Annotated in this window: 12 protein-coding genes and 1 pseudogene; 3 read left to right on the forward strand and 10 right to left on the reverse strand. The window is 51.0% G+C overall.

Annotated features, from left to right (window positions below):
- Positions 1–233: 233 nt before the first annotated feature.
- From ACFDSS_RS10635 to rfbF, 4 genes are read right to left on the reverse strand one after another with little or no spacing between them, the layout of a single operon-like run.
- The gene (locus ACFDSS_RS10635; protein ID WP_375255721.1) at positions 234–767 is read right to left on the reverse strand and encodes a dTDP-4-dehydrorhamnose 3,5-epimerase family protein; all 534 of its coding nucleotides are present in this window, start codon (positions 765–767) and stop codon (positions 234–236) included.
- Entirely contained in the window at positions 764–1,996 is a 1,233-nt protein-coding gene (locus ACFDSS_RS10640) for a methyltransferase domain-containing protein (RefSeq protein WP_375255722.1), read from the reverse strand. The genes ACFDSS_RS10635 and ACFDSS_RS10640 overlap by 4 nt, the downstream gene beginning before the upstream one ends.
- Positions 1,993–3,063: a CDP-glucose 4,6-dehydratase gene (gene rfbG, locus ACFDSS_RS10645; RefSeq protein ID WP_375255723.1), complete on the reverse strand. Its 1,071-nt coding sequence runs from the start codon at positions 3,061–3,063 to the stop codon at positions 1,993–1,995. Before rfbG ends, ACFDSS_RS10640 begins: the two co-directional genes overlap by 4 nt.
- On the reverse strand, positions 3,054–3,824 hold the full coding sequence (gene rfbF / locus ACFDSS_RS10650; protein WP_375255724.1) for a glucose-1-phosphate cytidylyltransferase: 771 nt from the start codon (positions 3,822–3,824) through the stop codon (positions 3,054–3,056). The genes rfbG and rfbF overlap by 10 nt, the downstream gene beginning before the upstream one ends.
- A gap of 629 nt (positions 3,825–4,453) precedes the next feature.
- Here rfbF and ACFDSS_RS10655 point away from each other — a divergent pair.
- On the forward strand, positions 4,454–4,702 hold the full coding sequence (locus ACFDSS_RS10655) for a hypothetical protein (RefSeq protein WP_375255725.1): 249 nt from the start codon (positions 4,454–4,456) through the stop codon (positions 4,700–4,702).
- Positions 4,703–4,829: 127 nt separating this feature from the next.
- Here the strand turns inward: ACFDSS_RS10655 and ACFDSS_RS10660 are convergent, their stop codons facing one another.
- The 6 genes from ACFDSS_RS10660 to ACFDSS_RS10685 all read right to left on the reverse strand — a co-directional run bounded on the left by ACFDSS_RS10660 (position 4,830) and on the right by ACFDSS_RS10685 (position 10,069).
- Entirely contained in the window at positions 4,830–6,110 is a 1,281-nt protein-coding gene (locus tag ACFDSS_RS10660; protein ID WP_375255726.1) for a glycosyltransferase family 2 protein, read from the reverse strand.
- Positions 6,107–7,183: a methyltransferase domain-containing protein gene (locus ACFDSS_RS10665; protein WP_375255727.1), complete on the reverse strand. Its 1,077-nt coding sequence runs from the start codon at positions 7,181–7,183 to the stop codon at positions 6,107–6,109. The genes ACFDSS_RS10660 and ACFDSS_RS10665 overlap by 4 nt, the downstream gene beginning before the upstream one ends.
- 62 nt (positions 7,184–7,245) lie before the next feature.
- Positions 7,246–8,085 (reverse strand): phytanoyl-CoA dioxygenase family protein, encoded by an 840-nt coding sequence (locus tag ACFDSS_RS10670; protein ID WP_375255728.1) that lies wholly within the window; start codon positions 8,083–8,085, stop codon positions 7,246–7,248.
- A complete protein-coding gene (locus ACFDSS_RS10675; RefSeq protein WP_375255729.1) occupies positions 8,082–8,810 on the reverse strand; it encodes a WbqC family protein in 729 nt (242 codons plus the stop codon). The genes ACFDSS_RS10670 and ACFDSS_RS10675 overlap by 4 nt, the downstream gene beginning before the upstream one ends.
- A complete protein-coding gene (locus ACFDSS_RS10680) occupies positions 8,807–9,313 on the reverse strand; it encodes a GNAT family N-acetyltransferase (RefSeq protein WP_375255730.1) in 507 nt (168 codons plus the stop codon). Before ACFDSS_RS10680 ends, ACFDSS_RS10675 begins: the two co-directional genes overlap by 4 nt.
- A gap of 3 nt (positions 9,314–9,316) precedes the next feature.
- Positions 9,317–10,069, reverse strand: a complete 753-nt coding sequence (locus ACFDSS_RS10685) for a cephalosporin hydroxylase family protein (protein WP_375255731.1) — start codon at positions 10,067–10,069, stop codon at positions 9,317–9,319.
- Positions 10,070–10,141: 72 nt separating this feature from the next.
- On the opposite strand from ACFDSS_RS10685, the gene ACFDSS_RS10690 reads away from it, so the two are divergent.
- Both ACFDSS_RS10690 and ACFDSS_RS10695 read left to right on the forward strand, forming a co-directional pair.
- On the forward strand, positions 10,142–11,299 hold the full coding sequence (locus tag ACFDSS_RS10690; RefSeq protein ID WP_375255732.1) for a DegT/DnrJ/EryC1/StrS family aminotransferase: 1,158 nt from the start codon (positions 10,142–10,144) through the stop codon (positions 11,297–11,299).
- Between the two features lie 77 nt (positions 11,300–11,376).
- A pseudogene (locus ACFDSS_RS10695) lies at positions 11,377–11,529 on the forward strand (IS6 family transposase); the annotation flags it as partial.
- Between the last annotated feature and the right edge of the window lie 302 nt (positions 11,530–11,831).

Raw genomic sequence — 11,831 nt, forward strand, 5'->3', positions numbered from 1 at the left:
AACTATTGAGCGCATAGATTCAGGCTGCGCTAGCAATCTGATGCGAGTTCTCATTTGTTTGACAGCACCTGCCACAAACTGCCTTGCTAGCAGTTGCATATTCCCGATAAGCATCAGTTATTAATCATATCTTCTAGCCCGGCGCTTGTAATGACGCATTTGAATACTGACTAAATTTCTGAGCGCTACAAGTTGTACGACAACAAGAACAGGCAATAGCCAGACCCAGGGCACTAAGCTTCAAATTGTGCGAGCAGAGGAAATTTTTTGTCAGCGTCTGACATGATCTGCGGCTCACCTGGCCACGCAATCGCAATGTCGGGGTCATTCCATCGAATACCCGCAGCGTGGCCGGCAGTGTAGGCCGGTGACATTTGGTAAAGCAGCGTTGTATTCGGTTCCAGTGCTAGAAAACCGTGTGCAAAACCTTCGGGAATAAACACCGCGTTCATTTTGTCAGCGCACAATTCAACTGCGTGCCACTTACCAAACGTCGAACCCCGTCGCAAATCAACCGCAACATCATACGCTCGGCCTGAAACGGCACGCACCAATTTTCTTTCTCCGAAGGGCGCAGACTGATAGTGCAGCCCACGTAGCGTGTACGCACCATTTGTAGACAAATTGGTTTGAACGGGTACAAATTCGAGGCCTGCTTCTGCAAATGTGTCGATGCAAAACGCCCGCGCAAATGAACCACGTGGATCGATATGTGGCGTTGCCTCGACCTCAATCAACCCGGGAAGCGGCGTTTCAACGAATTTCAATGGATCTGCAATGCGGGGATCGCAGTAATAAACTGCCCCCCCCACTCCCTAATATGCGATTGTTGTTTTATCACTTCTGACGCGATGTTCCATGGCAAGATAAAGAGATAGTCGGGGCGCCGGGTTATTATTTCATCGGGTGAAAATACGGGAATATGGCTGCCCGGCAAAAGCGTGCCCTGCTTGCACGGGTTGCGATCCACAACAAAAGCAATGTCTGCATCGTCAAGACTAGCAACATTGATGAATGTGTTTCCCTTGGCCGCGGCACCGTAGCCCGCAACAGTTTTTCCTTCGGCCTTGACCTGCACAAGGAAGTCGCGAAATTCAGTGAGAATGCCTTCGACCTTCGAGGCCAAACCAACATAGCCGTCAACACGGTTCATATGCAGCGCGTCTTCTGCCGCTTGCACACGCGCTACGTTTTCGGTGACTGTATGCGCACCATGATGGCCAACAAAAACCCGCAATGATCCACCGTGAGTTGGCAGTTTTTCAATGTCAAATATTACTAGTCCAACTTTTTCCATCAGGCGCTGCATAAATGTTAGCGACAAATAGGAATAATGTTCATGGTAAATCGTGTCGAACTGGACTGACTCTAATAAGCTGGCAAGATGCGGGAACTCGAACGTCGCAACGCCGTCCGACTTAAGGAGAACTTGAAACCCTTTTATAAAATCTTCGATTTCGGGAACATGGGCCAACACGTTATTTGCGGCCATCAAGTCTGCTGCAAACCCCTGCGCCTTTAGGGTCGTTGCTGTTTCTTCATTGAAAAACAAAACCTGTGTCGACACGCCCTTTTCTTCGGCAAGACTTGCGGCATGACCTGCCGGTTCGACCCCAAGGACAGGAATGCCTTGGGCAACAAAGTGCTGCAACAGATAGCCGTCGTTAGATGCAATTTCGACGACCATCGACGCTGCATCCAACCCGAACCGTGCAGTCATATCTCGGGAGTAGCGCGCCGCGTGCGCCACCCAACCCGCAGACCACGACGACAAATAGGCATAATCATGAGAAAAGATTGTATCCGCGCTTGGTGTTTCCGTGGTTTGCACAAGCCAGCACTCATTGCACACAACGACATGCAGTGGAAAACGCCGTTCATTCGCAATCGCAGCGGCGTCGTCAACATGCAGATAGCTATTCGCCAACGGCGTCGTTCCTAAATCGACAAGCGTCTGCGTTATTGCAGCTTGGCAAAATCGGCATTTGCAAATCATAAGGTTTTCCTCTGAAAGGCATCTATTTGAGCGTCTGTCAGCGCGCTCATTTGTTTTGCGGCCATGAACCCAGAATACCAATGGGCTGTCAGGTCTATTGCTTGGTGGCTATCCAATCGCGGTTGCCATGGCAGACTGCGCGTCGCAAGAGTCGGGTCTATCGACAACAGCGCCATTTCATGTGGTCCGTTTGCTGTAATTTCGTCGAAAAACGCGGGGTGGCCAAGCGTGGTTAAAAAACGGTTGGCAAGCGCGCCTACAGTGACGGACGGACTGTTGGATAGCGGGCCAAAATTCAGTGCCAAAGGCAGATCAATGCGCTGTTGTGCGCTGCGCGTCAGTGCTTCGGCAAACGTGAAATATCCGTCAAGACAATCCAGTACGTGTTGCCAAGGGCGGGTTGCTTTAGGATTGCGAATTTCAGGCATCCGTCCAGCCATCAACGCCCGCACGATGTCGGGGATGACACGGTCCACAGAGAAATCCCCGCCCCCGATTACGTTGCCCCCTCGCGCAGTGACAACCGGTACGCCCATTTCAGAAAAAAACGCACGCCTAAAGGATGCCACAGCAATTTCAGTGGCAGCTTTAGACGCTGAATAAGGGTCATGCCCACCCAACCGGTCCTCTTCTCGATATGCACGCCCACTGCCGTCGTTTTCGTAAACTTTGTCTGATGTGACGATGATGATAGCCTGCGGTTTGGCGTGTTTGCGCAAGGCATCCAAAAGATGAACTGTGCCCATAACATTGCTGCCAAAAGTCAACACCGGGGCCGCGTAAGACAGCCGCACTAACGGTTGCGCCGCTAAATGAAACACGATGTCTGGGTCTGCGTCGGCCACAAGCCTGCTTGTTAGTTCTGCGTCGCGCAAATCCGCAATATGTGATGAAACAAGGTGGTTGCTGCCCAATGCCGCAAACAGATTGGGTTCAGGCTCTGGTGCAAGGGAAATACCAGTCACCTCGGCCCCCAATGTTGCCAGCCATCTGCCCGCCCAAGCGCCTTTAAATCCAGTGTGTCCTGTCAACAGAACCCGCCTACCGGCCCAAAAAGTCACGTCCACGCCTTCCAAGGTGCTGCACCGCTGGCCCAAAGGCTTTCAAGATAGTTGCGATCGCGCAGCGTATCCATCGCGTGCCAGAACCCGGGGTGGCGCCAGGACATCAGTTGCTGATCCCGCGCAAGGCCTTCAAGTGGCTCGCCCTCAAACGCGGTCCCATCCCCTTCGATACGCTCTAGCACGCTTCGTTCCAGTACGAAAAATCCGCCGTTGATGAGACCTTCGTCTCCTGGGGGTTTTTCAATAAACCGTTCAACTTCACCTTTGTCGGAAATTTCCAATGCACCGTATCGACCAGGCGGTGTTACCGCGGCCACAGTCGCTTCGCGACCGTGCGCGATATGAAAATTGACTTCAGCGCGGATATCAATATCGGCGACACCGTCGCCATAGGTCATGCAGAAACGATCGAGAATGTATGGGCTGACACGGCGCAGCCGCCCGCCGGTCATGGTCTCTGCACCCGTATCGACAAGCGTCACTTTCCAAGGCTCGGCTTCGGAATTGTGGTAAGTCGTCTTGGCGTTGCGTACATCAACCGTCACGTCCGAGGAATGCAGAACGTAATTAGCGAAATACTCTTTGATCATGTAGCCGCGATAGCCGCAGCAGATCACGAAATCGGTAATCCCGTGAGCAGAGTACAGTTTCATTACATGCCAAAGGATGGGCTTGCCGCCGATTTCGATCATGGGTTTTGGACGCAGGTGACTTTCTTCGGAAATTCGAGTGCCTAAGCCTCCAGCCAGAATGACAGCTTGCATGCTTATTTTGTCCCTACTCGCTGGCGTTTTAAATTAGTTTCGTGATTAATAACTTAATTTTTGGAAGGGGACAACAAAAAGTCTCTGACATAAAACGTTCGCGCGAAATGACATCACAGCGTGGCAATGTCGTATTGCCGTGCTGTATTGTCTGTGCGAAAATATCTCATAAAACGCAACACACTTGAATGCCCCGATCCGATCAATTACACTCGAACGCCAGTGCGGATTGATACTGCTAGCCAAAGGTCGAAGCGGGTCCAGTTGGCTAGAACAGCTTACAAGCTCCACAGTACTGATCGTCGTCTCTTCTGAGTGGCTTGATCCAAATTCGCTCAAGACGGAACCTAAAAAATTGAATAAGAATGGGTATTTTTCTGCGGTCGTCACGCAGCGAGTGCCCAAAATGGCTGTTTCGCATTGAAAATCTTCCCGCGGCACCTACCCTGGTTTTCCGAAGCTTAAAAGACCAACTACCTAACGCTGTGCCTGCAATACCACACAGTTGCAGCGCGCGGTTGCGTCGACAGGATAGGTTGGCGTAAGCGTTGTCACTGGTAAAGGTAAAGCAATTAGGATAATGGTCGAGCGAACTAGCAGAGAAATATGAACCTATTTTTGATCACGCTATGATCACCCAAGCGCGCCATTTCCTCGAACGCAGCGATGCGTTCTTGATTGCACATGAGATCGTCACTGGCGTGGCCCAAGAAATATTTTCTTATGAGGACCTTCTGGGTGATCCGACACCATATTTTGATTGGGCTGCTGTCGCACGTGCCATCGAAATAGTGAGCGACCAGAGGCGCAATATGCGGTCCAACGCAATGTTCAAATCGAAGAGTGAATCGCTCGGTTTCATATTGAAACAGACCTAACAGGCCACAACGTTATGACATTCATAGTGGTTCGAAAAGTAAGCTTAAGGCGGTCTTTTGTGCATTTCGCTCACGCACCCTGTGGCCTACATACCGTGATCAGTTCTAACACGACGTATCTACAAGATCACACAATCGAACCTTTAGTCGAATGTGCCCGCCAAAGCATTTTGCCAACCCGAACAATTGACCCTGAAATCGTTGTCGGCAGATCACACAATGGGGTCGACGCAGCGCATACCTCATCAATAACCTGCACTGCCTGCGCGATCCCATCCATTTTGGTGCCACCTGAAATTTTGACCTTGGCAAGGCTGACTGCAATGTTTGCACTGCTTTCCAGCCTTGGCGCGAGCGGTAGCGCTGTCGCAACAAGCTTAGATTCCGTCTGGATATCAAATGCCAAAATCGTATCCGCAAGACTGGCCAACACCAAAGCCGCCTGATCACGGGCATCCGATGCAATATGTGCAGGGTATCCCCGCAATTCGGGCTCAACCCGCTCAAGCCACGCAACCTCGTCAAGTTTAAGCGGGCGACCAGCGAACCTATGCGCCAGTTGCAAGGCATCTATTGTGACTAGATTGACGGATGGGCATGTCGCAGGCGTACGCCCAAGAAAAGGATCACCCTTCAGTTCCGCCACAAACTTGGCATGCTCCGACGTTGGCTCGATTGCCGCAGACTGCGTGTATTCAATGCCCGCCGTCCCATTTGAGCGCGGTGATGATCCCCCAATGGTCACTGGCAAATCGACGGCTAGAATATCGGTGTCTGCGTGGATCAGATTGGCGACCGAAGCATAGACGTCTGGGCAGGTCGTCCAAAAATAAGTGCCATCCTGAAACCCACGGACTTTTTCAATTAGTCGTCGACTAATACAGCCGTGATATATCATGGCACCCGACTGATATCCGCTGATACGGGCCGTGATGAAATCGGAAAGCAGCGCTTGTGGATTGAGCGAACGCACTCGACCAGACACTTTGTTGGTGCGCAAAACAACACCGCCTTGGCGCCCCCTGTCTCGATCAGGCCATATGTAATTAACAATGCGCCATTTGAAGATGTCGAAATCACCGCACGCAATCATATCCCGGAGCAATACAAACCCGTTCGGCGCAAGCGCATCATCGTCACCAATGAAAACAACATGACTGCCAGTGCTGGCGTTAAGCCCTGCTTCAAAATTCTGACGCATCGACAGCCGAATAGGTTGACGCACGTATACCAGCCCAGAAATGCCACTTTGCGCACAGACTTCGGCTGTTTCATCGTCTGATGCATTGTCAGACACGACGACTTCAATATCGCCTTTGAAGGCCTGAACCGCGACGGCTACTGTTTGCAGCGTTTCCCGAAGATATAAAGCGCGGCTGCGAGTTGGAATGATAAGCGAAATTTTCATTTTTTCGAAGCTTCCGGGTAGATTACCTGCGCATCTTTGGGCAGCCACTTAGCATTCTTGGGCAGAATATCGCGCGCGCGCGCCGGGTTGAGTGCCGCTACCACAACATCAACATCCGGGCAGGCTTCTGGCACAAGGACGGGCTTACCGTTCATGCTGCTACCCAGCAAATGCGGGTTCCGGTCCAGAAAACACACAGTGCGATCTTCGGCCAGCGGAGAGAACAACGCGCCATAAAACCCTGCACCATAAATCGCAATTTTTGAGATCTTGGTGTCTGGTGATGCAAGGACAACACGCAAATTATCAAGCATGTAGCGCCATTCATCTAGCAAAGTCAAAACCTTCTCCGTTTGGTCCTGCACGGGGTCGACGTCGGCTTCTGCACTGTGTTGTGCAATGACCACATGAGCGCCCTGAAACAGATTAGACCGAGAAGACACGATTGACAGACCTGCAGCTTGCACAGCGTGTTGAAGCGACGACGGCACGAAATGGTTCAAATGATCCACGACCAGCAAGTCACCTGAATTACCGACGGGGTCCGGCACGGTGAAAAATAACTGGCCATCCGGCGCAAGACAATTTTTCATTGATTTCAATACCAAAACTGGATCGGCCACGTGTTCTAGCACGAAGTGCGATGTGATTAGATCAAACCGGCCAGCCCAATGATCGGGCAGTGCATAAGTCGCCTGCGCATCGCGTTCGATCCATTCATCCCAATGGCGGCGGTAATCTTCGGACACATCAAAAACATGAGGCTGCACATCAGGGCGCGCTTCAAAGAAACAGCGGGTTGTGACGGCTTTTGCAGCGCCAAAATCGAGCAACTTTGCGCCTTCAGGAACATCCATTTCCATGAGCAACTGGGCTTGATGTGAGGTCCGAAACACCGGTCCGTCATCCTCCATCGCATAGAGTTGATCGTGATCATCCGATTGCAGCGAAATCCGGTAGTCATGATCGTAAAATGCTTGAACGTCAGGCAGGTCCGGCGATTGAACGTGACCACAGGCACGGCAGACTGACACTTCGGTTTTGACGTCGATCATGGTCGACAAAGATGTCATTGCGGGAGAATCAGCCAGATAATCAGGATACTCCAACTCGGCCTTGCAAATACGGCAATTTTTCATTTCGGAATTACCACAAGCTCAGGCATAATTGTTTCAAAACTCTCACCCACCGCGAAGGATCCGCGCCAGCTTATTTTTACCCCCGTTGGATCTGCAAAATTGAACATGCGCCACTGCATCGACCAACGCGGACGATCTGAAACGTTCTTGCCAGATTGATGCAAAGTCAAAAAATCCATCAAGATAAGATCGCCAGGTTCGCTCAGCGGTGCAATCTGGTCATAGCGTGTAAGGCGCTGTTCTTCTTTGTCCAACCGCAATGCATAGGCACCAGTTTTTCCGATACCGCCGTCGTCCTTATAGACAGGAACAATTCCTTCACGTTGCGACCCAACGGCTATGTCAAGCGGACCGATTTCAGCAGTAACCGATACCAGTGGTGACCAAAATACAATGCCATCCAGACTGCGCAATTGCGCCGGAAAATCCTGATGCCAGAGTGCACGGAATTTGCCCTCGGTTGGGCTGTCTATGCGAATACCGTAACCACCCGAAGCAAGGCCCGGTTCGGATCCAGGGCGTAGGGCGCGAAAAACATCGTCATTGCGCGCATCACTGACCAATCTCATAAACGCTGGAATTTGCTTTATGGCATCGTATACTTCCCCACCCCAGGACCGATCCGCAGCCGCCAACGCGAGGTATCCGGGGCCCATTGCCTCGTCGGGTGTGTCTGTCGGTGCTTCTACGCCATACTTTTGGCACAGGTCAGCAACAATGCGTTGCACACCTTCTCGGATTGGTTCGATCATGGTCTTGCGGTCATAAAAGCCGCGCAAAACAGTGTAACCTTCACATTCGAATTGCTCGGCTTCGGCGGCATATGTTTGTATCATTCGGATTGATCTCCATCAGTCAAAAAGGCCCGCCAATTTGTGCTACCGAGGCGGAGATGCGAGAGGGCAGTTTCTGGATCAGTTGAGGCTATCAAATCGAGGCCTGACACGTAAGGTGTAAAATTGCCGTATGGCTGTGGCCAGGGAAATATTTTGTAATTCATGTAACGCACATCAATGCCGGCATTCTCAAACGCCTCATGGTCAAGATAGTTGCGCGCACCGTGACCTGTAATATAGGTTGTGCCACCAACTGCTGTGACAATATTTAACACCCGCTGCCAAGAACTACCATTGATGCCCAATTTCGACGCACGTAATATTTGGGGTGGCAAAACGCCTGACGTTTTTGCAAGTACCTCGGCTGAAGCAATAAGGGAACAGCAAAGAGTGCCTTCTTTGGCTATAGCCTCGTCAAAGAGATGCAGCGCCTTGACGGAATGGGGCCGGTCTCGCAAGGATTGTTTAATAAGTGCGCGATGGCTGGCCTGCCAATCACTACCCTTGGCTTCAAGATCTTTGATAGCGCAATGCGTGCCTTTGTTAACCAACGGGACTGACATCCACTTGCTGCCACCCGGCAATTTGACCTGAACACGATTGGTAAAACTGCCTTTTGAAAACTGCGCGTCATCCAACCAGATATAGATATCCGCTAACGCCATCTGAGCAAGGAAGCCACTCCACGGAAAATACATCGGTTGTGAAACGACAACGCGAGTCATAAGACGTCCAGCTGCTTTTCGAACAAGATCACATCATAGGTTGTGGTTCCGTCATCGTAGTGCGCGTATAAAACTCCAACCCGCCGCCAACCTGAGCGATCATACAGCGCAATCGCAGTTCGATTGTCGCTGCGGACGTGCAACAAAAGTTTACGCAGCTTGAGATCAATGCTAGCAGCGCGTTCAATCTCGACTAATGCCTGTGCGCCAAGTCCTTTGCCACGCGCCAATGGCAATAGTCCTAGACCCAACCAACCAAAGCGATTTTTGTGATGAATATCATAGATCTGTGCAAAACCTGACACGGTCAAAGCATCATCTTCAATGATCTTGAACCAACCATGCGCCATCCGGCGTTTGATCCAATTTGACGTCTTTGCAAGTTCGTTATCATCTGTAACATCAGCCGGGTTGGCCATCAAAAGATGTTGCAAAACTGTGTTTGAGCGGATCTGCAAGAGCGATACAGCGTCGGTCTCATTTGGCTTGCGCAGCATAGGCATAGGTCAAACCGATTTGCGGCGTATATAACCACCTGGTGACGACGACATCACGAGCTTGCCATTCAGAACCTCGTCCACCTCGAAACCGTCATTATCGACCATAAAATCGCGCAAGGCGGAAAGAGGTTCATTACCTTTGAACCAAACCTTGGACCGTTTCTTCGGAGCCTCATCTTCTTCAACATGACCGACAAGCGTATCAGCTACCACCATGTAACAACCCGCTGTGACTAATTGCCCGTAAGCGCGGCATTCCGCCAGAACGTGATCGCGGCTATGGTCACTGTCCAAAACAACCATGACCGATGCCCCCTTAGGAATAAGGGCACGGACTTTTTCCAAGGTTTCATCATCTGCCGATCCCCCTTCAATCATCTCGACGCGCTTGGACATGGGGTGTGTTTCGATCACTTTGCGGTTATGGGGACGAATGTCAATATCGACGCCGATGACCTTCCCTTTGCCGATCACTTCCAACAAAGATGCCATGAACAGAACTGATCCACCGCGCGCCACGCCTGTTTCAATTATCACATCTGGCTTTGTCGCCCAGATCACTTCTTGTGTGGCCATTACATCTGCTGGCATCTGAATAATCGGCACGCCCATCCAGCTCCAGAGATAGGAATAGTCATAGCGGTCTAGCGCGGTCACCATTGCTTTGGACTGACGGAAAACATCCGCGTCTTGCCCCAACGCAATGGACTGACGGATTGTAGACTTCTTAAAGTCTACTCGGTCGTCTGGATGAGCCATATTAGTCCTCGTAATCAAGCCTAGATTTGCGCTACGGTGATATACTAAGGCAGCTATGTAGGAAAGCAATTAATGAACAAACCCGCACGATCGCTACCATTCATTCCCGTCGCAGCGCCGTCCATTACCGAACGTGAAGGCGAACTAGCCCGAGAAGCGGCCCTAACCGCATGGGGTCCAGGACATTACGCGTTTAACGCGCGTTTTGAGAGCATGATGGCGCAGTATGTTGGCGTCAACCACGCGGCCAGCCTGCCCCACGCCACATCCGGATTGCACCTTGCACTTGCGGCGGCCGGCATTGGCCCTGGAGATGAGGTTATTGGGCCAGATGTTACATGGATCGCGTCGATGGCTCCTATCAGCTACGTCGGCGCAAAACCCGTGTTTGTCGATATCTTGCCTGACACATGGTGTATCGATCCGGATGCCGTGGAAGCCGCTATTACACCGCGAACAAAAGCAATCATTGGTGTCGATTTGTATGGCTCCATGTGCGATTGGCAGCGTCTTCGCGCTATTGCGGATCGCTTTAAAATTGTTTTGATTGAAGATTCCGCCGAAGCACTCGGATCGATTTTTGATGGCAAAAAAGCGGGTTCTTTGGGGGACATGGCGGTTTTTTCGTTTCATGGCTCCAAGACGATCACCACGGGCGAAGGAGGTATGATTGTTACGAATGATGACGACCTTTTTGCTCGAATTCAGAAGCTTCGGGATCATGGCCGCCCGCCGGGGGACCGATTTTTCCAAAATGACGAAGTGGCCTTCAAATACAAAATGAGCAGTGTACAAGCCGCTTTGGGCGTTGCACAAATGGAGCGCATAGAAACGTTGATCGCTTACAAACGCCAATTGTTTGGTTGGTATCGCGACAGGTTAGGCTATGTAGACGGGATTCAACTGAACGCGGAACCTGACTTGGTTTCTAATTCGTATTGGATGGTCACCGCTGTTCCTGAAAGCTCTTTTGGTCATGACAAGTTTTCTTTGCAAGCCGCCCTTCGAAACCACGGGATCGACAGCCGTCCGTTTTTCTCACGGCTCACAAATCTCGGTGCGTTCAAAGACCACCCTCAATCGGTGAGGCCGCCCCTTTGCAAAAGGTCTAGTGACCTAGCTCCAACCTGTGGCATCAATTTGCCGTCTGGATACGGGCTTGATGAAAATACGGTGGACCGCGTGTGTGTATCTCTTAAAAAGATTCTATCTACGCCGGCTTTGGTTTAAGAGCCGAAAGGGGTATTGTCGGTACTGTCAGACAAAACTTACCTGAGATGGGGCGGGCGGTTTCGTAGCCTGGCCTGATGACAAAACACTCCCCATTCAGGTACTTTAAAACGAGCCCAGGGGTCATCCGACTGGCTGTGATGCTTTATGTTCGGTTTCCGCTGTCACTGCGTAATGTGGAAGACTTTTTGCACGAACGAGGTATTTCTTTGCCAGTTTGGAAAGTGAGGAGACCCATTGGAATGGCGAAAAGTAAAATTGAAGAGACTGAAGAAGAGTTTAATGCTCGGATGGCAGCGATAAGTTCTGAAGCTAAGAACGCTAACAAACCGCAAGCTAAGCCAATAGAAAGCTCAAAAGAAGTTTTCGGGGCGCTGTTTTCGGCATCGCCCAAAGAGGACTAACAGCTCCATGAAACACCTCACGAAGCCAACACGGGCGATCCACTTTGTGGTTCTGGCATCAAGGGCAAGCCACCCATTCCATCTCCACGCCATAAAACCAATGCTAAAATAGGCTCTTGCCGCAGAGT

It is taken from the genome of Yoonia sp. (genome assembly GCF_042093035.1).
In the GTDB taxonomy this organism is placed as follows: Bacteria; Pseudomonadota; Alphaproteobacteria; order Rhodobacterales; family Rhodobacteraceae; genus Yoonia.

Excerpts from the sequence above, each read along its gene's own strand:
- rfbF (WP_375255724.1), bottom strand. The coding sequence starts at position 3,824 with ATGCAAGCTGTCATTCTGGCTGGAGGCTTAGGCACTCGAATTTCCGAA.
- ACFDSS_RS10670 (WP_375255728.1), bottom strand. The coding sequence starts at position 8,085 with ATGATACAAACATATGCCGCCGAAGCCGAGCAATTCGAATGTGAAGGT.
- ACFDSS_RS10680 (WP_375255730.1), bottom strand. The coding sequence starts at position 9,313 with ATGCCTATGCTGCGCAAGCCAAATGAGACCGACGCTGTATCGCTCTTG.
- ACFDSS_RS10665 (WP_375255727.1), bottom strand. The coding sequence starts at position 7,183 with ATGACATCTTTGTCGACCATGATCGACGTCAAAACCGAAGTGTCAGTC.
- ACFDSS_RS10660 (WP_375255726.1), bottom strand. The coding sequence starts at position 6,110 with ATGAAAATTTCGCTTATCATTCCAACTCGCAGCCGCGCTTTATATCTT.
- ACFDSS_RS10685 (WP_375255731.1), bottom strand. The coding sequence starts at position 10,069 with ATGGCTCATCCAGACGACCGAGTAGACTTTAAGAAGTCTACAATCCGT.
- ACFDSS_RS10640 (WP_375255722.1), bottom strand. The coding sequence starts at position 1,996 with ATGATTTGCAAATGCCGATTTTGCCAAGCTGCAATAACGCAGACGCTT.
- ACFDSS_RS10655 (WP_375255725.1), top strand. The coding sequence starts at position 4,454 with ATGATCACCCAAGCGCGCCATTTCCTCGAACGCAGCGATGCGTTCTTG.
- ACFDSS_RS10690 (WP_375255732.1), top strand. The coding sequence starts at position 10,142 with ATGAACAAACCCGCACGATCGCTACCATTCATTCCCGTCGCAGCGCCG.
- ACFDSS_RS10675 (WP_375255729.1), bottom strand. The coding sequence starts at position 8,810 with ATGACTCGCGTTGTCGTTTCACAACCGATGTATTTTCCGTGGAGTGGC.